Raw genomic sequence first — 21,545 nt, forward strand, 5'->3', positions numbered from 1 at the left:
CTTACGAACCGCCGGCGGCGGCTGCGGCAGCGGCGGCTTGCCGAAGTTGCTCTAGGCGACTGAGCACTTTGGTTGGTGGAGCCGCTGGGGCTGATGGGGCTTCGGGTGCCGGGGCAGGCGTAGCGGCCATTTCTACGGGCTTGGGGGGGGGACTAACGATTTGCAATTCGCCTGTTCCCTGGGTCTGCTGAATCAGTCCAGTAGGCCGGGTGATACGGCATTTGATCGCCAGCGTTTGATGTTTTCCTACCCGTGCATCGGCATCAACCGTAACCGGAAAATTGACTTGCTCGGCACCAGCTGCCCAAGCCATTTTGGGTTGGCCTGTAACAACTCCAGCCGGCAACCCAACCAATTCTAACTCGACCTCACCCTCGGGCGGCTGCTTCGATTCAACATTGATCGTTACAAAACCAGACTCGCCTTGCGCGACCACAGCTTTGGGAAACTTGAAGTCGAAATAGGAATCTTGGATTTCCAGCTGTATGAATTCGGTAGCGCACCACACCTGAGCGTTACGGACCTTGGCCTGGGCCAACACGGTGATCGGAAACGTGCCCAATGCCGCTTGCGGATTGGCTGTAACTGGTATGCGTGTTTCCGATTGGTCGCCTTCGATGCGCACCGAACCGCTGGCGGAAACGCCGCTGGGGTTGTAGAGCAACCGCAAGTCGATCGGTTCCGCATACCCCTCCTGTCGCTGCACACGCACTACATACTCTGACTCGCCCATGCGTGTCAGCGGTACGTGTGGCTGATCGAGGCTAATCGTAAAAGGCAATGGTTCCGTCAAATTCACGGTTAGGCGTTGAGCGTCATGCCCCCACACGTCAACGCGGTTCTGCCCGAAGACCAGCGTTGTGCGTTGCACGAATTGTCCAGTCAGGCTTGGTGCATCAGCTGTCGTTTGACCGACTAGGTTTACCAGGGCGGCATCGGGGGTGGCATCGGCGGAGGCTCGAACCATCATCGGTATAAAGCCCTGGTCGGCGGTTACGTGTGCAGTTTCCAATTGGATGCCTGCTGGAGCGCCTTCCAGACGCAAGTCCAGCGCCCCTCGGAAATTGGCCCGATTGGCACGCAAGAGCAATGCCATGCGACCGCCCTGCGGCACGTCCATGGTCGGTGCTGTATAACGCACAAGCTCGTCCACCGTGAAGTGCAACGACGGGCTGGGCGGCAGGGCTTCAATTCGATAACTGTAAGACGGTCCACCGGCACGCAATTGATCACGAATGGCAATCAGATACTCGCCGTCCTCCGGAAATTTGAAACTCAAAAAGCTATCAGGTTTGCCACCATTATCATCGTTGGCTGCCAATAAGCCACCCGCCGCGTTGTAAACCTCCAACCAACTGTCGACTGGCGAACGCAGCACTCGCCGGCCATAAACGTTCAGTTCGACAGTCTGATCCTTCTTACCACGCACCTTGAACCAATCAGTATCACCGGGCTGCTCCAGTACTCCATGGAATGCCGCTGGCAGATCGACTGCTGCCAATCCGCTACGATCGACTTCATCATTCAGAGTTTCCATGAAACACGGAATGTCCACGACTCGCAGACCATTGGGCGAAGGCGCTAGCTTGCCATCGCGACTGGCGGTGTAGGCAAAGTCGCCGAGCGCAGTTGGCAATTGAATCGGCTCATTCCAACTTTGGCCACTGGCATCGACAACTGTTGCTTGGATCAGCTCACCGGGACGCCCACCGGCGGGCGTGATTGAGAGTGGTCGCGGAAAATCGCCAACATGCAGACGATAGAACGCTCGATCGTTGCCGCCGAAACTACTCTCTCGAACCTGAACGATATATTTGCCAGCTTCGGTGGCGACGAACGAGCAGATGCAATCCTGCTGGACCAAGGGCGCATCGTCACTACGAGCCAACTCGAAGCGATCTTCGTCCAGTATGGCTACGAAGGGATCAAAGAAATCGGTTCCAAGCCGCAGCCCCTCAAGTTCCACAGTCAGCTTCTGACCAGCCTCTAACTGCACGGCATAGTAGTCGACATCCTCCGATGTACACAGGCCATGCACCGTTGAATTGACTGCGATCGACTGAGGAGCAGCAAAGTCGCTGTTGGGTTCCACCTCATCGACAATTGGTAGAGCACCAATCCCAAAGTAGCGAATATTGCTGGTACCAGTGCGCGAGGCCAATCGAAAACTATAAATTCCAGGTGGACAATCGTCCGCAATCCGCAGCTTGACAGTGACCTTGTTTTCACTGTCGACCTGCAAATCAATTTGTTCGATACCCGGCTGGTAGAACAGAATTTTCGTAGCGTCCGACAGCCGCTGCCCGGTCAGAACAACCTCGACATCTTGCCCACGCTGAAAGCCGGTCGGCGTCATACGGCGGATGACGGGTTGATCAGCTTGCGCCCAATTCGGCAGCCAGGCGACACCCAGGCCGCATGTGATGGCGATCAAGGTTGAAGTTTGCCATGCACCAACAAATGCACCTACGAGTGTACGGCAGTGCTCACGGCAAGCCGCAGCCCAAGATTGACCTGCAAAGGACCAAGCACGATCCGTGAAAAAGTTTGACATCGCTTCAGCCTACACAATGAGATCACTCAACAACCGACCGCCATCGACGATTTCGATGGGGCGATCGCCTGGAGCCATCAGCTCTTTGTCCGCCACAATGCCAAGCAGTTGATAGACCGTATAGGCCAAGTCGGCTGGCTCGACGGCATCGCTGTCGGGTTCTGAGGCGGTTGGGTCGGACGATCCATACACCATTCCGCCGCGAATCCCCCCACCGGCCAACATGACGCTAAACACCTTAGGCCAGTGGTCGCGGCCGGCAGTACCATTGATCTTGGGAGTTCTTCCGAATTCGCTGCTAACCATAATCAGCGTCGAATTCAGAAGTCCGCGCGATTCCAAATCGGTAATCAACGTTGCCAGACCCTGATCCAACGGTGGCATCAGATTGCGAGTGTTGGGGGTAATATTGTCATGCAAATCCCAGCCGCCATAGGTCAACGACACGAAACGTGCACCGGCCTCAACCAACCGCCGCGCCAACAACAATCGCTGGCCAGCTTGATTTTGGCCATAGGCATCGCGCAGCTCTTGCGGCTCTTGAGAAATGTCAAAGGCTTGGCGGGCTGCAGGGGAATTGATCAGTCCGTAGGCACGCTCATAAAAGCTGTCCATCGCACCCACAGCATCGGAATTGTGTCTAGCCGCAAAGTAATCGTTGACGGTTGAGAGCGCGGCGCGGCGACGCGCAAATCGTGGTTCATCAACGCCCTCAGGTAAACTCAAATCGCGAACTTGAAAGCCGCTAGCAGCCGGATCAGCTCCCAAACTGAATGGCTCATACGAGGAACTCAAATATCCGCACCCAGCAAATTCGTTGGGGCGACCAGGAATGCAAATGTAAGGTGGCAGGTCCTTTCGCGGACCATATTCATGACTGACCACGCTACCAAAACTAGGAAACACCAGCGCAGGACTGGGCTTGTAACCGGTGAACATGTTGTGCGTGCCGCGCTCGTGGGCTGCTTCACCGTGCGTCATCGAACGGATGATCGCGTACTTGTCAGCAATCGCAGCGAGTCGCGGTAGCGTTTCGCTTATGACCTCGCCAGTGTTGGTCTTAATCGATCCCATCTCGCCTCGATACTCGATTGGACTGTATGGCTTGGGATCCCACGATTCTTGATGCGCCATGCCTCCGGGAAGGAATACATGAATCACGCTCTCAGCCTTGGCCGGTATAAAATCATAATTCTTCTGATCAGCCCTAACGCTTTGCAAGCGAAAGAAATCGGCCAGCGTTAGCCCGCCGATGGCTCCCACGGTCAGAAAATTGCGGCGAGAAAGTCCATTACCACGGCATTTCATTACGAGATCACTCCAGTAAAGTTCATCGACAGGAATTCCGAGTGGTTCACGCCTCAGTACAAACCGGGCGCGATATTTATTGTGACCGTTCCAGCGTAAACACTGCGACCGGCATTTGCCGCGAGCGTAGGTAGGATTCAATTTTTAAGGCGGGACCGACCGCAACACTAATCAGCAGAGCGCGAGGGCCACGTTTGATTCGTTCCCCTGACGCCCTTCCTCGCATTTTGTCGTTCGGCGAAATGACCGGTTCGATGATCGGTCAAAGGTGTGTGCTATGCCTGAATTCGGATCACTCCGACTCACTGCGCAGCGACGACGAGTATAGCTGATGCGCGAACAACTGTCAAAAGCCAGACCATCCCTTTGGGGGGCATGCGTGCCGGGGAGATGGCACACTGCGATTTGGCTGCAAGTTTGGCCTGAGAAGTACCGCGCCTCGTTCTAGCGCACGTCACTTGGCGAATCTCTTTGGAGACGGTCGTCAGACGACCGAATCCCAGCTTACCCACATTCTGGCAACAGCGGCTACTATTTGGGGACCAGTTGGTAGTTTGATAAGCTTGGAACTCACTCCCAATTACTTTAGTATCTTCGGCTTAGACCGCAGTTGTCAAGAATGGCCAAAAATGCTATCCATCTTGCGGTTACTTGGTCTAATCGCTCACAACGGATGTGAGCATGTCCAATCAAATTCACTCAGCAAGGATGCAGTCATGCCCAGCGTGCGGCTTGATCAGCTCGCTCAATTGGTAAGCGGAACAATTCATGGCGACCCGAGCATCGTCGTTCACTCGGCGTTGCCTTTACAAGACGCCATTGCAGGCTGCATTACGTTGGCCGACAGCGCCGAGCAGGCGCGGCGTGCGAGCCAGTCTCAGGCCGCGGCTGTCGTGGCCATGCACATGGAAAGTCAATGCACCAAACCCATGTTGATTGTCGCCGATATCCACTCAGCATTCACGAGCATTGTGCTGCACATGCATCCTGAGTTAGCAGAGACGGCTGAGGTTGCCAGCTCCGGTTTATTCTCATCCCAGGAAGCGCTGATCGACCCCTCAGCGGTTATCGGTGCGGGATCAACTGTTGCCAGCGGTGCCGTGGTGGGCGCAAATTGCAGGATTGGTCAGCGTTCGAAGATTCACCCGGGCGTCATCCTGCAGCGTGGCTGCCGTATTGGAGACGATTGCGAGATTTTCTCAGGCAGCGTCCTATACCGCCACACGACGTTGGGAAACCGAGTGATCGTGCATGCGAATTGTGCTGTGGGAGCTTTTGGCTTCGGTTACCGGCAAGTCAATGGTCGCCATATTCGAGCAGCGCAATTGGGCTGGGTCGAAATTGAAGACGATGTTGAGCTGGGTGCAGGAACCAGCGTTGATCGCGGAACCTATGGACCAACTCGAATCGGCACCGGCACGAAAATAGACAATCAGGTCCAGATCGGTCACAATTGCCACATAGGGAAGCATAATCTGATTTGCTCTCAAGTTGGCATCGCCGGCTCGTGCTCCACCGGTGACTATGTTGTGATGGGCGGTAAGGTTGGTCTGGCCGATCATGTCCACGTTGGCGATCGTGCGATGCTGGGAGGGGGAACGGGCCTGATGCGAGACGTCGAGCCAGGAGAGGTGATGCTGGGCGCTCCAGCTGGTCCGCGCAAGCAGAAATTACAGGAATGGTTACTCGTTTCGCGCTTACCCGAAATGCGCCGCGAACTGCGTGACCTCATGACGCGAATTGAATCGCTCGAAAAAGTGGCCCATTGTACTGACGGTGCGAATACGTGCTCTGCATCTGGCCAGGCTATTGCTTCGGTAGCTGGAGATACCGAGCACAAGGCCGCGTAAGCTGCAAACGAATTCATGTCTTCTGTTCTTCAAAGCGGACCTCTACCCATGAGCGACACCCGGAATTGCGTTAACAACTTGTCAGAAGCCACGTCCCTGGCTACAGGCCAATCACTAGGGCTAGTGGCGGGCTGGGGTAGCTTTCCGATCGAGATCGCCGAGCGTTGCGCTCAGCAGGGCATCGATCTGTATGTTATTGGCATTCGTGGACATGCAGATCCTCAGCTTATCAAATTGGCCAAACATTTTCGTTGGATGGGCGTGGCAAAGTTGGGGGGACACATTCGTTTCTTTCACAAGCACGGCGTGGATCGCGTTGCGCTGGCTGGAAAACTGTTCAAGAATCGGTTGCTGTACCACGGAATGGGATGGCTGGGGCTGGTGCCTGACTGGACCAGCGTGCGGACGCTGTCTTCGATATTCATCACTCGCCAACACAACGCCGGCGACGATTCGATCCTCGGCAGCGTGGTGGCAGCTTATGATCGGGCGGGAATTCGTGTCTTGCCGCTAGAGGATGTGGCTCCCGCTCTACTGGCTATGGAAGGGTTGCTGGCAGGACCTAAACCCAATCACAGTCAATGGTCCGACATTCAATTCGGCTGGCAGCTTGCTGGCAAAATGGGCGGATTGGACATTGGCCAAAGCGTGACTATCAAAGATCAGCTGGTGCTGGCTGTAGAGGCCATTGAAGGCACCGATGCCATGATCGTTCGCAGCGGCAAACTCTGCCCGCGCGGCGGATTCACTTTGGTAAAAGTCGCCAAACCACAACAAGATCATCGCTTCGATCTGCCGACGATTGGACCGCGAACCATTCAAACAATTGCAACCGCTGGCGGCAAGTGTGTTGCCATTCAGGCTGGAAGTACAATCATTGTCCAGCGCACGCAGACGCTGGCGACAGCCGAGCGGTTAGGGATTACAATTGTGTCAATCGCGGCAGGCCAGATGTCGCCTACTGCACAATCGTCTTGGCCTCGCGTCGCGTGACGATCGCTGTCCAAGAACTCGCGACTTGACCCTTTCCCGTATTGGAACAACGCGTTGGTATGAATATTGTCTCCGAACTTTCCATTATCAAGTTCCCCCATCCGACGCTACGTTACCAGGCAAAGTCGATTCGGCGCGTTGACGAGCAACTGCGCGAGATCATCGCGCGCATGTTCGAACTGATGTATGAACAGCGCGGTGTTGGACTGGCGGCGACACAAGTGGACCTGCCGTTGCGATTGTTCGTCATGAACGCTAGTGGCAATCCGGGAGAAGGTCAAGAAGTGGTCATGATCAATCCCGTGCTTTCGCGCCCTCGAGGGGTTGTGGAAGCCGACGAAGGATGTCTGAGTTTGCCCAATGTGAACGCACGAGTCAACCGCGCGAAAACGATACGCGTGAATGCTTACATGTTGGATGGTACCGAAGTGGACCGTGATTTTAGCGGCTTTGAAGCCCGCATCATCCAACACGAAGCCGACCACCTGAATGGCAAGCTATTCATCGACCGCCTGACCGAAGGTGCCCATGTAGACTTTGCCGATGAACTTGAGGCGTTGCAATCCGAGTTTGCTGCGCAGCAACGCGCGGGCAGCATACCTGATCACGCCGCCCTGCAGGCGCAATTGCAGTACTGGGAACAACTGTACTGCTAGTGCTGTCGTGGTTGGCCCAGTCGCTACCGGCTATTTTCGTCGTTGCTCGACGAGTTCGCTTCACCGCTTGCTGCCGACAGATTCTGATTCGGCTGGGCCAGCGCCTTCTGAGCATCACGTTGGGCTTCGCTGATACCAGCGACGATTTTTTCTTCCGGCAACACCGCTTCCAATTTTCGCAAGATCTGCCCGAGCGCCTCGCGATCGTATTTGAAATCGTCAAACACGAACGTCCGCTTGGAAGTGCCTTCGATGTAAGTTGCGCGGGCAATCCCTTTCGCATCCCAGCGTTTCTTATTGAGTGACTGGACGTCGGCAAAACGGACTCGCTGACCCCAACTGGTCACCAAGCCATCTTCGGTTGATTCGATCCACCGGCCGCGCGATCGCCAGTACAGATAAGCAGCCGGCAAGCCGAGCAGCAGGCTCAATACGCCAAAGAAGTATTGTCCCTCGATATCATTGCGTATGGTTCGTGCTGATTTCTCGGGCACTTCGAGTGGCCAGCCTTTGCTGGCAGCCAGTTCTCGCCAAGCTTTGGCGCGTTCGCCCTCTGTGGTGTGATTCTGTGCAACCTGCTCGTATGCCTCGGCATACTCGAGCCCCTTGGGGTAGGTGACCAGTCCGTCAAATGCGAACCACAGCGCCATAAACAGGCCCGCGATGGCCATAATCAGATATCGCCATAGGTAGCTACTTTGAAAATTGGCTCGAATGCTCACCATAAAATTCCCGTTGATAAAAGAACGATGTCGTGCCGCTAGACTAATCGCCGGGCAAAAATCTTACCAGCGACCCGCCCGCAGCGAACTCGAAAATAGCCCACTCCAGCCGGTTTATTGTGACTGACCATTACAGACGGCGCTTACCTGGGACTGGGACTGAACGATTGAGAGCCGGTTTCCGAGTCACTCAGCGAGTCCACTTCGATGAATTCATGACGCGACATTTCGCGCATCCACAGCTGCAGATCATGTTCATACTCGCTCGCCAAATCGCCGAAAATTAGTTGGCGGTGGAAGGCTGCCAACCCATCTTTCTGCAGTTCAGCCGCTTCGGCACTGGGAAAGCGACGCAGGGGATCGGTCACAATGAACTTGCGGCACAGACTGACCAACAGCGAGTTGCAGGTTACTTCGGGCGGCAGGAGTTCATGCAGTATCTGCGGCAACTTGCGTTTGGCTTCTAGTAGTTCAGACAGGCTTAAATCGCCCGCAAAGCATGGCCGTCCCGCCAATAACTCAATCAGCACATACCCCAGGCTTGCCAAATCGCTGTGAGGAGTGCAATTACCGCCCTCTAAGACCTCAGGTGCAGCATAGACCGGTGTGCAAGTTCGCACAGGCGGTGGCGCATCGACCTCGAATGCCGAACCAACGTCGATTAATTTGGCGTGGCCGGTCTGCTTGAGCATGATGTTGGCCGGTTTGACATCGCCATGGACGATCTTGGCTCGATGCAGGGCCGCAAGTGCCGCCAAGCAGTCGCGGACGATTGCCACGGCCACACCAGCCTTAAAACGCGTTTGTTGAGGCCCATGCGTGGCGATAACGCTGGCAATGTAGTCCCACTTGTCGTGCGCCAACGTCTGCACTCTCCGCAGGCGGTGACTGTTCATTAACTGACGCAAATCCAAGCCATCGATCCACTCCATGACCATGATGCGAATCCCATTGCGATCCACAAAATCGTGGACGTCCAACAGATTATCATGTTGAATGGTGGCCACCTGAGAGGCAACTCGGGCCATACGTTCCATGGCGACTTGGTAGGTCTGTGGCGTTGCAAACCGCTCTGGCGAAAAGACCTTCATGGCCACAGGCAGATGGAATCCGTCGGCGCCCTTACGGGCGCTTAAGTACACCACACCTTGACCGCCACTACCCAATTGGCGTTCCAGAGCATGATACGTTGTCCAATTCACTCGGCCGCCGGCCAGCAATGCATTGTAACGCCGCTGCAGATCCAGCGTGCCGGAGTTCGGCTCCTGCTCGACAAACGCGCGCGTCTTTCCGTCGTCCATCATGGTTGAATACACGGTCCGGTCCTCCTGTTGATCGGGAGGTCCATTCTACAGAATTCGTACATATCTGCCAAATCCGACCCGCTGTTAGACGCGATGGTTCACGGCCATGACGTCGGGGTGCGGGAATCCCAGCCTTTTGTCCACTAAATTCAACAGCGGCTGGCCTCCGAAGTACCGCTTCAGGTTTTCGATGGCCAGTCGAGTTGAATCGTCCACGCGACTGGCGGCTTGTGCGCCAACATGCGGAGTAATTAGTACATTGGGCAGTTCCCATAGCGGATCGTCTGCAGGCAACGGCTCTTCGTAGGTCACATCCAGTCCAGCTCCCGCCAGCTGGCCATCCCGCAGCGCCTGAAGCAGGGCCGGTTGATCGACCACTTGCCCGCGCGCCACATTAATAACATACGAACCGCGCGGCATCCGTCGGATAATCGACTCGGAAATCAATCGGTGCGTTTGCTGGTTAAACGGCACACATAAAATCAAGATGTCCGAACGCTGTGCCAGTTCGGGCAAGCGATCGGCAGGCCACAGCTGAGCGACCTGCGGTGGCTTGCGCACCGGGTAGTAGTCTGTCGCATAGATTTCTACGTTGAAGGGTGACAGCAGCTCTGCCAGTCGCCGACCATTGCCTCCCAGCCCCACGATGCCCACGCGCTTGCCATGCAAATCATCGGTGGCACGCCGTGTAAAATCTTTATGCTGTGCTTGGCGAAAAAACACTGGTAAGGAGCGCAGGAGTCCCAAGAGCAGCGCCAGCGTTTGCTCGCCGACTTGATTGGCGAACAAGCCTGACGCACTGCACACCTGAAGCTGGTCGCAGGCAATCACACTCGGCACTAGGCAGTGGTCCAAGCCTGCCGCCGAGCTTTGAATGAGACGCAATCGCCCAGCAGACACAGCTTGATCCCAGGGAACAGGCACCTTCGCGTGCCCCACGAAAATATCGGCCTCGAATATCTGTTGGGCAATTCCTTCTTGTCCCGCGTTGATGATGTTGGCTTTCGGAAATGCATCGCGAAACTGTCGCACATGCTCAGCAAGCACCGGATAACACAAAACAATATTCGCGTTGTCAATTAGCATGGAGAAGCTTATCCAATTCTGGAATCGAGATAGAGTTGTTTATGACTGTCAATTTCTGCGCGACGCTGCCAGTCTTGGGGATTGACGCTAATAGTTGCAGGCATGGAGTTCGTATAAAGCATCGTTTTCCAGTGCCGGGCTGGATGACTCCAAGCCCGGTAGACCGGGGATGTGGATGTGTGATTGTAAACCAACGGCTACTGAGAGAACCTGAGCGAAATCACGCCCCACACTCCTGCGAGCCGCAGTTGGGATGAACGGGGCATGCAAAAACCAAAAATAGCGAGTGCCAGAGCGTAGTCAGGGGGTTAGAATATCGCGGTTAGTCGATGTCACCTAGAGCGTTCGGGCAAGACTCGCATTTTTCTCAGATCGCCGGCGGTTTGCAACGGAGATACAATTCATGCTGCGCACCTTGGGATCGCTATTGCTTTTGGCAATTTGGAATTGCCAAAATTCTTCGGCAATTGCTCAACCTAAACTGCTAACTGCGATGCTGACGGAAACTGGGGATGCCATTCAGGTTTATAGACAGGGAGACTCCGAGCCGGTTGTAACCCAAGTAGCCAGGGAATCTTTTCGTCCCTTTTTGCATCCGATTGTCGCACCCGATGGGCAGGGACTGATGACTGAGTCCAGCCCGACGCATCACCCACATCAAACGGGTATTTTCTGGGGGCCAACGCGCGTCAATGGCCGCGATTACTTTCATCATCCAGGCGAGGGCTATTGGAGACGAGTCTCCAGCAGCGTGCTTAAGGCCCAGGCGCTTGGTCCAGGCGACAGCGTGCAGTGGCAGACGGTCTACGATCTGCTGGATGCAGAAGGCCAGCCCGTGATGCGGCAGTCGCAGATTTGGACGATGCGTGACGAGGACGCGCGTTACATCCTGGATTTGCAATGGACAGGCACTGCGCTAACCGACGTAACGATCGGCAAATACGAGTATGGGGGACTATTTGTTCGCATGCCGTGGACTCCACAGACCGCTGGGCAAGTCATGAACAATGCACGGCACAGCGGCCTGCGTGCCGAGGGGCAGCGATCGGTGTGGTTGGATGTGGGCCTGCAACTTGCCGGCCGTACCGACATGGCTCACTTCGCTATCTTCGATCATCCGCAAAACTTTAGCTATCCGCAGGCCTGGCGCGTCGATAGCCAATTCGGTGTGGGACCGGTGCCCACACGTCAAGGCGATTGGTCCATTGCTGGCGGGCAGCAAGAGACGATTCGTCACCGCTTGGTGGCGTATACCGGCCACATGAGCAACGCTGAACTGATGCAACTCTGGTCGGCTTATTCGGGCATTGGCGGCGACTGGGTCGAATGGCAGCTGGCTCAAGAGGCAGGACTCAAGTCAGAATTCTTGACCGCCGAGCAGACTGTGGCCGGCATGACTGTTCAAGAAGGTTATCGGGCCAATGTGTTTGCCTCTGAACCGATGATTTCGCAACCCATGGCCTTCTGTTGGGATGCTCAGGGGCGACTATGGGTCGCCGAGAATCGCGACTATGAAACGCGGCAGAGCGGATTTTCAGCCGACGGCTCCAGTCGCATATTGATTCTGGAAGACACTGATGGCGATGGGCAAGCCGACAAGAGCAAAGTTTTCTTAGAGGGCATTCCGTTTCCAGCAGCAATCGCTGTGGGGATGGGCGGCTTGTGGTTGGGTGCGCCACCCAATCTGCTGTTTGTACCCGACAGTGACGGCGATGATGTTGCCGACCGCCAGGCCATCGAAGTGCGGTTGACGGGCTGGGGCATTCTGGATCGCCATGAAACTCTCAATAGCTTGCATTGGGGCCCCGACGGTTGGCTTTACGGTCTTCAGGGCTTTGCTACGCCCTCGCGAGTGGGCAAGCCTCACGGGAATGGAAGATTGTACCAGCATAACGACCCGTTTCCGGAAGAGGTGCAGTTGGACGGACCCGCAGTCGACATCAACGGCGGCGTGTGGCGATACCATCCTTTCAAGCAGCGGTTTGAAGTGGTCGCTCATGGGTTTAGTAACCCATGGGGAATTGACTACGATGAACATGGACAACTGTTCATCACTGCCTGCGTGATACCGCATTTGTGGCATGTCATTCCCGGTGGTATCTATCACCGTCAAGGGGGCAGGCATTTCAATCCATACGTTTACGACGACATTAAGACCATCGCGCAGCATCGACATCGTTCGGCGCATGGCGGCGCGCGAGTCTATCAATCCGATGCATTTGCTGAAAAGTATCGTGGCCGCGTGTTCATGGCTAACATTCATGAACATGCGATACTAACAGATATTGTCCACCCTTCAGGCAGCGGTTTCGTGGCTGAACACGGCGACGATTTTGGACTGGCCAATAACGAACAGTGGATCGGATTCAGCGTCGAAGTTGGGCCCGATGGGTCAGTGTTTGTCCTGGATTGGCACGATGCTGATATTTGCGGCAAGCAAGTTCTGACCAAAGACACCGGTCGCATTTATCGATATTCAGCAATCAACAGTCAGGCGGCTGCTTTCCCCAACCGCTCGGCCAACTTGAATCTGTTGGACGACGCTGCGCTGGCTCAGTTGCAAAGTGTGCCCAGCGCCTGGCACGCTAATCACGCGCGCACCATCCTACAACACCGCGCGCACACTCGCGTACTGTCGCCAGAGTCTTTAGACATGCTGCGCGAACAATTGCGCACTTCGCCGACGGCAGCGATGCGCTTGCGCGCCCTGTGGACTCTGCATGTGTGCGGAGCCATGCATGCTGATTCTTTGACTGCGTTACTAAACAATGACCAGCCTTACGTGCGCGGCTGGGCAATTCAACTACTGTGCGAAGACTTTGCACCGCCCGCAGGCGCGCAGCAGGCGATGTTGGCTCTGGCTCAACAGGATGAGTCGGCTGTGGTGCGGTTGTTTCTGGCTGCAGCTGCCCAGCGGGTTGACACCGAATTGCGTTGGCAGTTGATTGAACGTTTAGCACTGCGCGGCGAAGACCGAGCCGATCACAATATCCCAAAGATGCTGTGGTTCGCATTGGAACCGCTCATCCAGCAGAACGAGAGTCGTGCGCTGACGCTTGCACAGCAGTCACAGTTGAGTTTAATTTCCCGCTTCGTCGCACGGCGACTGGGCGATGCCCAGCGGCTCGATCCGCTGCTGGCGCAAATATCGGACTCAGATGGCGAGGCTCAAGTGCACATGTTGCTGGGTGTCCGCGATTCAACCGATGGGCGATTCGATATTCAGGCCCCGGCGGCTTGGGCGACTGTCGCCAGCAAATTAAAGTCCCGGGGAGGGCAGGCAGCCTTGCTGGCCGATCAGCTTGCACAGCGCTTCGGGGACTCACAGGCGGCCACTGAAATGCTGCAAACACTTCAAGACGCCAGTGCCCCAGTTGCTGATCGCCAACAGGCCTTGCAGCAACTGGCCGGCCGGCAACATCCAGAACTGAGAGCCAAGTTAGTCCAACTACTTGATATCCCTGAGCTGCACCGTGAAGCTATCCGAGCCATCGGCGCGTTTGACGATCCGGAACTGGCACGACAACTGCTTCGGCGCTATGCGGAGTTGCCTGACGCAGACAAGATTGAAGCGATTTATGCTTTGTCAACTCGCTCACGATATGGCGGAATGTTGACCGATGCCATTGCTCATGGCACTGTCCCCAAACGCGACGTACCCGCTCATGTGGCCAGACTGCTGCGGCGCATCGTGGGCAACCGCTTTGTTGATGTTTGGGGTGCAGTCGATCAACTGGATGCCAATCAAGAGGCTGTGTTTGCAAAGTATCGCGAATTGCTTACTCCAGCAAGTCTGCAATCAGCCAATCTGGATGCCGGTCGCCAGCTCTTTCGCCGTGCCTGCGCTACCTGCCATCAACTGCATGGTGACGGTGGTCAGGTCGGACCGGAAATCACCGGTGCCAATCGTGGCAATTTAGAATACCTGCTCAGCAACATCCTGACGCCCAGCGCCATCATCCAAGATGACTATCGCATGCACATTGTGTTGACCGATGATGGACGCATCCATTCTGGCATCCCCAGCGATGAGGATGATCGAGTTTTGCGGTTGCGCGTTGCCGACAGGGAGCTGCCAGTGGTCATTCCAAAGTCCAGCATTCAGTCACGCGAAATCGCTGCAGTTTCGATGATGCCCGAAGGCATCTTGAATAGCCTGTCAGATCAAGAGGTCATCGATCTGTTGGGCTATCTGCAAAGCGGCCCCACGCCAGCGGCAGCAGACTAATGGTTATCGTCGAAGCCAGGCGCTCGCTCAGCGCAATCCCGGCATTGGCGGAAGTTCAACCGGTTGCTGTTGGCTGGCTGGTCCGACGGTCGCTTGGCTGGCCTGCGACTGGGCTGTACTAGCTGGCATAACCCGCGACTGATTTTCCGCGGCAGCGGTTACCATTGAAGATCCAGAGGCTCGTGGAGCCCAGACGGTTTTCAATCCGCCGCGCGTGGCTACGAAGATTTCTTTGCGAGCCACAATTTGGCGACCGTTTTCAAATGTGTAGGTTATGTGCACCAGGACTCTATCCGATTTGGGGTTCGGCCCGTTCCATGGCAAGGTCAAGTGCACACCTTGCTGGCTTCCAAGTGGCTGAATCTTACTAGCAATTTCGGACTGGGTGTAGCGCCAGCTACTGATCTTGGCACTGTCGTCGCTTCGCGCCGGATCGAAGACTTCTACGACCAGTGCGGCGGCCTCAGGCACAACCTGTCCCTGTTGATTTTTGGGCTGCAGCACGAGGTATAGTCCGTCATCGTTATCATCGTCATCCAAATTAATTGAGCGCGACATACTGGGATGAAAGGCAACCTCGACAATCCGTTTGTCGGTAATCAACTGTGTAGCTGGCCGAATGCTGGCGACGTTACTGGATGGCCCAGTAGACGCCAATTGGGTCGGCAATTCAATTTGCGATAGACTCATCTCCAAGTCATTTTCTGGCGGAACATTCGAATCCACAACAGATCGGCGCGGCGGCATAGCAGCCCCCGTGGTAATCGTTGGTACGTTCAAGTCGGTACTGCTGAAATCTTCCGAATCGTCAAAGTTGGGCAGTTGATTGGGTGGTACCGTTTGATTTTGGGGTCCCGGCTGCAACGACTCGGGTGGTGGCCGTGGATTGCGCAGCTGAGAGCCAGCCGGTGGATCGACGATGATCGACGATGGACTCTCGGAGAGAGGTGGAGAGGACCTTAGCTGTTCCTCTTTGCCTGGAGGTGATGGAGCTTGCTTGATCTCGGGAGCTGCAGATTTGGATTGCGGCGCAGGCAACGATTCGCGCGGCAAGAAATCCAGCGACTTCGGCGGAGCTGGGACATTTCGCGTGTTTCCCTGGCTCGAACTGCCTGGTGGACTGGAGGAGCTTTGCAAGGCGGCGTTGTGCCGCCGTAGAGACTCCAACTCTTGCTCCAGCAGGCGATATTCGTGATCGTACTCGTAGAGCTGGTCTTCCAGGTCGCGAATCTCGCCGGCCATCGAATCGACATAAAGATCGGTGTAACCTCGTCGCTGGCAGCCAACAGCGGAAGCGCAGACCAATAGTCCCAGCAGGATGTGGCCAGTGTAGCAGGTCAAATTTGGCGAGTGAGCCGACAGGGCTGCGTCTCCCGTTCTGGAATGTCGGACTGTCAGGCGAGCGACATATATTTAACTACCGTCGCCAGCGCGGTGAGCGAACTGGGGTTCCGCCCTCAGGTAACGGTGGCTGTTGGTTTATTCCTTTGGGCCGCTGGCCAAAGTCCACTTCAAGTGCACCTTCAGCCAGCGATGGTGTGGCGCACCTATAATTGAACCGGAAGTACCTGATGGGGACTAACAACGTCAAGGCCCAAACAATGATTGCCCCTGCAAGTTCACATTTTTCGGCACTTTTCTAGTAGCTAATTCGTAGTTTCGCCATTGCTAGCGATGGCACGACAAGAAATAATCGCAGCCTCGCCATAGACTGAAAACTCACATAAACAAGGTATATTGAGATGCTACGATCCTGGAGCGTACTGTTGGTTGTCGCCACATTGTCGTTGCCCTGCGCACTTAGCCAACACGGGCTAGGGCAAACTGCGATCACGTCGTTTCCGAAGCTAAACGCCCAACGCGATTGGCCCTGGTGGCGTGGAGTAACGCGAGACGGACATGCCAGTCAACAAGTGGTGCCCGCTGAATTGGATGAAACCAAGAATCTAGATTGGTCGCAACCGATTCCTGGTCGCGGACATGGATCGCCGATTGTGGTAGATGATCGCATCTTCATGTTGACCGCCGATGAACAACTGCAGATTCAGTATGCCATTGCTGTGGATCGACAGACTGGCAAACAACTATGGCAGATAGAACTCAACCGCAGCGGATTTCCAGACAAGAACCATGCCAAGAACACCGAAGCCACGCCAACACTTGCCTCAGACGGTAATAGCTTATTTGCCACGTTGTATCATCACGATGCCGTGTGGCTTACGGCGCTTACGCTCAATGGTGAACAGGTCTGGAAAAAGGAATTGGGGCGATATAGTCCACGCATGTATCAATATGGTTACGCTGCGTCACCGGTGCTGTACGGCGAGTATGTGATAGTGTCTTACGAGTACGATGGACCTTCCGCCTTGGTGGCCTTGCGGCGAGACAATGGCCAGGAAGTCTGGCGGACGACGCGCGGCAGCATGATTACCTTTTCGTCACCCGTCGTTACGTCGCATGGCGGCCAGGATTATCTGCTCATAAGCGGTGCCAATAACGTGACCGCCTACGACCCCGCCACCGGTGAAAAGCTGTGGTCCACTCAGGGCACTGCGTTGGCGACGTGTGGCACGATGGTCTGGGACCAAGGCATAGCCATCGCTAGCGGTGGCTTTCCTGGCTCTGAGACAATCGCTCTGGACATGGCCACAGGCACGCCGCTCTGGCGCAATCGGGTCAAGGCCTACGAGCAATCGCTGATCGCCGCCGATGGCTATGTTTACAACTATGCTGACGGCGGAGTGTTGTACTGCTGGGATGCCAAGACCGGGACTGAAATGTGGAAACAACGACTGACGGATCGTATCAGTGCTTCAGGAGTCCTGGTCGGTGATCGCATCTACTGGGCCAGTGAAGACGGCAGCCTGTATGTGTTCAAAGCGACACCCGACAAGTTCATTCAATTGGCCAAGAATAAGATCGGCGATGAAGCATTTGCCAGCCCAGCTATCTGCGGAGGCCAGATATTCCTGCGCGTTGCCAAACACGAAGGCGATGTGCGACAGGAATATCTGATGCGTTTCAGCCAACGGTAGCAACCCAATGAACCCCATGATTCTGCTGCATTTTGGAGAATTGGTGAGCCGCCAGCGCCTCCTAACAACCGTCGCCAGATGGCGGACAGTGAGGTTAGGTTGTCTCTTTCTTTTCCAACTCGCCATAGGCGTTATCGCTCAGGCAATCGAACCGTGGGAGCACAATGCCTGGTATTGGTCCCACCGAGGACAACCGGTTTTGCTCCTCGGGGGGAGCGATGATGATAATCTATTCCAATGGCCCGGCGAAAAACTGACTCGACAACTCGATCGCATCGTCTCAGCCGGTGGCAATCTGGTGCGCAATACCATGAGTGATCGACGCGACGGCGGCTGGGAGGTCTATCCTTTTGCCCGTCGCAACGATGGCAAATACGATTTAACCCAGTGGAATGACGAGTACTGGCAGCGGTTTGATTTTTTCTTGGAACAGACTCAGGCTCGAAACATTTTCGTGCAAATCGAAGTCTGGGATCGCTTTGACTTCACAGATGCCGGGGGTTCGCAGCACTGGCAACAACATCCTTATAACCCTGTCAATAACATCAACTATAGCCGGCAGCAGACTGGGCTACACGAAAGTTATCCCGAGCACCCCGGTGCCAACAAGCAGCCGTTCTTCTATTCGACCCCGGCCCAACGTAGCATCCAGCCGCTGCTAGCATTCCAAGAGGCGTTTGTCCACCGAATGCTGGATAGTTCGCTGAAGTTCGATCACGTGCTGTACTGCATCGACAACGAAACGCAAGCCGAACCTCAGTGGGCGCTGCACTGGGCGCGCTTAATCAGGCAGCGAGCTGACCAGGCGGAAAAGCTGGTTTGCATCACCGAAATGTGGGACGATTGGAACTTGGCGGCCGAGCGTCACCAACAGACATTCGACCACCCCGAGCAATATGATTTCGTGGACATCAGCCAAAACAATCATCAGCGTGGGCAACAGCACTGGGACGGGTTGGCGTATGTTCGGCAGTATCTGGAAAAATTTCCGCGTCCCATGAATTCCATTAAGGTGTATGGTGCCGATGGCAATAAATTCAACGACTCAGATCAAGATGCCATCGAGCGATTCTGGCGCAATCTTTTGGGCGGAGCAGCCGCCATTCGCTTTCATCGGCCCGATTCTGGTCTAGGAATCAACGACCGTGCGATAGCATGCCTACGAGCCGCCGGCCGGGTGCAGGCTAGTGTACCGATGTGGAATCTGCGACCCGCCACAGAGCGATTGGCTCAGTGCGATCCAAACGAGTGTTACGCAGCTGCTACTGAAAACGATTCGACAGTCGTTTTGTATTTTCCGATATCCGCGTCACCTCGATCTGTTAGCTGGCCCGATCCAATCGATCAGCCTGAGCCCTCGCAATGGCAGATTCTGTGGATCGATATCGAGTCTGGTCAACCTGTAGCTACCAAGCAACAAACAGGCACCGACATTCAGCCGCCGGCCAACCTCGGAAATGTAGTCGCTGTGATGACCCGCATTAGCGAGACGATGTTGGATGGCAGCCTATTTCAGATTGGCCAATATCGTGCGTTTACTTACTTACCGTCGCCACAGCGGCGCAGCGTACCGCAGCCTTGGGTTATGTACGCGCCGACAATCATGCCCAACTACCCTGATGAACACGAGCGTTGGATGCACCAACAGTTCCTGGAGGCCGGTATCGCCGTAGCCGGTATCGACGTTGGTGAAGCGTTTGGAAGTCCGACCTGCATGGCAGCCTTGGACGCTTTGTACGAACATCTCGTCCAGCATGCCGACTTTTCGCACCGACCGGTACTACTGGGCCGGAGTCGGGGTGGATTGTGGGTCAGCCGCTGGGCCGCTGAGCATCCACAGCGGGTGTCTGGAGTGGCTGGCATCTACCCGGTCTTCGATCTCCGTAGCTATCCAGGCTTGCATCAAGCGGCCGCAGCCTATGGGCTGACGCCGCCAGAGCTACAAGACAAACTGGTAGAATACAATCCAATCTCCCATGTTCACAAAATGGCCGCAGCTGCAGTTCCGGTCTACTTAGTTCATGGTGCCATCGATCATGTCGTGCCGCTGGAGCCGAACTCATTGGCGGTGCAAGAACTGTATCAACAGGCCGGGCAGGCTCAGGCAATCCAGTTGGAGGTTATTCAAGACCAAGGTCACAATTACTGGCCTGGGTTCTTTCGTTGCCAAGGTTTAGTTGACTTTGTAGTCGAACGCGCTGGCAGCCAAGTGCCATCACCGGAATGAAATTCACGTAAGAGCTTTGGGTATTTCTGGCGAACGATCGACTTGTTGTAGGTGAGACATCACAATGAACTGGGAACAATTGCGCGATTCAACTTTGTTTCGCAGTCAGGCGCTGATCGCCGGACAGTGGTGCGATGCGGACAGCGGGCAAACGCTGCGCGTCCTCAATCCGGCTACTGGCCAGTGTGTGGGGCTGGTACCCGACATGGGCGAGACGGAAACCTGCCGAGCCATCCAAGCTGCGCGTGACGCATGGCCGGCCTGGCGACAAAAGACAGCCCACGAGCGTGCCGAGATACTCCGCCGCTGGCGCGATTTGATGCTGGAACACGCCGACGACCTGGCGTTGATTCTGACTACCGAACAGGGTAAGCCGCTGCGGGAAGCTCGTGGCGAGATTGTCTACGCCGCGTCGTTTGCCGAATGGTATGCGGAGGAAGGCAAACGCGTGGGGGCGGAAAGTCTAGTCAGCCCGCTACCGGGCAAGCGCACACTGGTCCTCAAGCAACCCGTGGGTGTGTGCGCGGCGATCACGCCCTGGAATTTTCCGGCCGCGATGATTACGCGCAAAGTTGCTCCGGCGCTGGCCGCAGGCTGTCCAATGATTGTCAAACCATCCGAGTTAACTCCACTGACGGCCCTGGCCATCGCCCACCTGGCAGCCCAGGCCGGTGTACCCGATGGCGTGTTGCAAGTTGTCACTGGCCAGCCACAGCCGATCGGAAAACAGTTGACAACGCATCCGGACGTGCGGAAATTTAGCTTTACCGGCTCGACCGCCGTTGGCCGCCTATTGGCTCAACAGTGTGCCTCGACCATCAAGCGGCTATCCTTGGAACTAGGTGGACACGCACCGTTCATCGTCTTCGATGACGCTGATTTGGACGCCGCCGTGCAGGGGGCAATCGCATCGAAGTATCGCAACAATGGTCAAACGTGTATTTGCACCAACCGTTTCTTTGTGCACGACGCGGTCTATGATCGCTTTCTGGAAAAACTGCTTCCGTTGGTACGCGCATTGAAGGTGGGGCCTGGCTGCAATCCGGGAGTGGACTTGGGTCCGCTGATCAATCAAGCCGCCGTAGCCAAGGTTGAGCGGCACATACAAGACGCGGTGGGGCAGGGGGCCCAGATTGTTGTTGGAGGCAAACGCCATGCGTTGGGAGGCGGATTTTTCGAGCCCACCGTTCTGTCCGGAATTCAGCCGCAAATGTTGGTGGCCCGTGAAGAGACGTTTGGTCCAGTCAGTCCGCTCATTCGATTTACCGACGATGCTCAAGTTGTTGAGTTGGCTAATGATACACAATACGGTCTAGCCGCCTACTTTTTTAGTCGCGACATAGGTCGTGTGTGGCGAGTCGCTGAAGGGCTAGAATATGGAATGGTGGGTGTCAACACGGGCCTGATCACCAGCGAGACCGTTCCGTTCGGCGGTATGAAGCAATCAGGCATCGGCCGCGAAGGTTCGCGCCAGGGGATTGAAGAATACCTCGAGGTCAAATACGTTTGCATTGCTCTGTGACTACGCCGTGTGCGCCGCAGAGCCTATGCAGCACGCCACAGACCACTTCACGTCACCCGA

At 55.6% G+C, this 21,545-nt stretch carries 13 protein-coding genes; 7 read left to right on the forward strand and 6 right to left on the reverse strand.

Annotated elements, in window-relative coordinates:
- Position 1: 1 nt before the first annotated feature.
- Entirely contained in the window at positions 2-2,554 is a 2,553-nt protein-coding gene (locus tag KF752_11160) for a PPC domain-containing protein (GenBank protein MBX3422101.1), read from the reverse strand.
- A gap of 9 nt (positions 2,555-2,563) precedes the next feature.
- Positions 2,564-3,862, reverse strand: coding sequence for a DUF1501 domain-containing protein (locus tag KF752_11165; protein MBX3422102.1), 1,299 nt, complete (start codon positions 3,860-3,862; stop codon positions 2,564-2,566).
- 629 nt (positions 3,863-4,491) lie between these two features.
- On the opposite strand from KF752_11165, the gene lpxD reads away from it, so the two are divergent.
- From lpxD to def, 3 genes are read left to right on the forward strand one after another with little or no spacing between them, the layout of a single operon-like run.
- Entirely contained in the window at positions 4,492-5,712 is a 1,221-nt protein-coding gene (gene lpxD, locus KF752_11170) for a UDP-3-O-(3-hydroxymyristoyl)glucosamine N-acyltransferase (GenBank protein MBX3422103.1), read from the forward strand.
- A gap of 48 nt (positions 5,713-5,760) precedes the next feature.
- Positions 5,761-6,705, forward strand: a complete 945-nt coding sequence (gene lpxI, locus KF752_11175) for a UDP-2,3-diacylglucosamine diphosphatase LpxI (GenBank protein MBX3422104.1) — start codon at positions 5,761-5,763, stop codon at positions 6,703-6,705.
- A gap of 59 nt (positions 6,706-6,764) precedes the next feature.
- Complete coding sequence (gene def, locus KF752_11180; protein ID MBX3422105.1) at positions 6,765-7,361, forward strand: peptide deformylase; 597 nt, start codon at positions 6,765-6,767, stop codon at positions 7,359-7,361.
- Positions 7,362-7,384: 23 nt separating this feature from the next.
- Here def and KF752_11185 read toward each other — a convergent pair whose 3' ends face one another.
- From KF752_11185 to KF752_11195, 3 genes are all read right to left on the reverse strand, one after another.
- Positions 7,385-8,086, reverse strand: a complete 702-nt coding sequence (locus KF752_11185) for a hypothetical protein (protein MBX3422106.1) — start codon at positions 8,084-8,086, stop codon at positions 7,385-7,387.
- A 140-nt stretch (positions 8,087-8,226) separates the two neighbouring features.
- Complete coding sequence (locus KF752_11190) at positions 8,227-9,387, reverse strand: serine/threonine protein kinase (GenBank protein MBX3422107.1); 1,161 nt, start codon at positions 9,385-9,387, stop codon at positions 8,227-8,229.
- Positions 9,388-9,471: 84 nt separating this feature from the next.
- Positions 9,472-10,473, reverse strand: coding sequence for a D-2-hydroxyacid dehydrogenase (locus KF752_11195; protein MBX3422108.1), 1,002 nt, complete (start codon positions 10,471-10,473; stop codon positions 9,472-9,474).
- Positions 10,474-10,876: 403 nt separating this feature from the next.
- Here KF752_11195 and KF752_11200 point away from each other — a divergent pair, with 403 nt between their 5' ends.
- Positions 10,877-14,701 (forward strand): PmoA family protein, encoded by a 3,825-nt coding sequence (locus KF752_11200; GenBank protein MBX3422109.1) that lies wholly within the window; start codon positions 10,877-10,879, stop codon positions 14,699-14,701.
- A 27-nt stretch (positions 14,702-14,728) separates the two neighbouring features.
- Here KF752_11200 and KF752_11205 read toward each other — a convergent pair whose 3' ends face one another.
- Positions 14,729-16,042: a hypothetical protein gene (locus tag KF752_11205; protein ID MBX3422110.1), complete on the reverse strand. Its 1,314-nt coding sequence runs from the start codon at positions 16,040-16,042 to the stop codon at positions 14,729-14,731.
- Between the two features lie 401 nt (positions 16,043-16,443).
- Here KF752_11205 and KF752_11210 point away from each other — a divergent pair, with 401 nt between their 5' ends.
- The 3 genes from KF752_11210 to KF752_11220 all read left to right on the forward strand — a co-directional run bounded on the left by KF752_11210 (position 16,444) and on the right by KF752_11220 (position 21,485).
- On the forward strand, positions 16,444-17,736 hold the full coding sequence (locus KF752_11210) for a PQQ-binding-like beta-propeller repeat protein (GenBank protein ID MBX3422111.1): 1,293 nt from the start codon (positions 16,444-16,446) through the stop codon (positions 17,734-17,736).
- A gap of 199 nt (positions 17,737-17,935) precedes the next feature.
- Positions 17,936-19,963, forward strand: a complete 2,028-nt coding sequence (locus KF752_11215) for a prolyl oligopeptidase family serine peptidase (GenBank protein ID MBX3422112.1) — start codon at positions 17,936-17,938, stop codon at positions 19,961-19,963.
- A 64-nt stretch (positions 19,964-20,027) separates the two neighbouring features.
- Positions 20,028-21,485: an NAD-dependent succinate-semialdehyde dehydrogenase gene (locus KF752_11220; protein ID MBX3422113.1), complete on the forward strand. Its 1,458-nt coding sequence runs from the start codon at positions 20,028-20,030 to the stop codon at positions 21,483-21,485.
- Positions 21,486-21,545: the final 60 nt, after the last annotated feature.

The sequence above is a fragment of the Pirellulaceae bacterium genome (genome assembly GCA_019636385.1).
Classification (GTDB): Bacteria; Planctomycetota; Planctomycetia; order Pirellulales; family Pirellulaceae; genus Aureliella.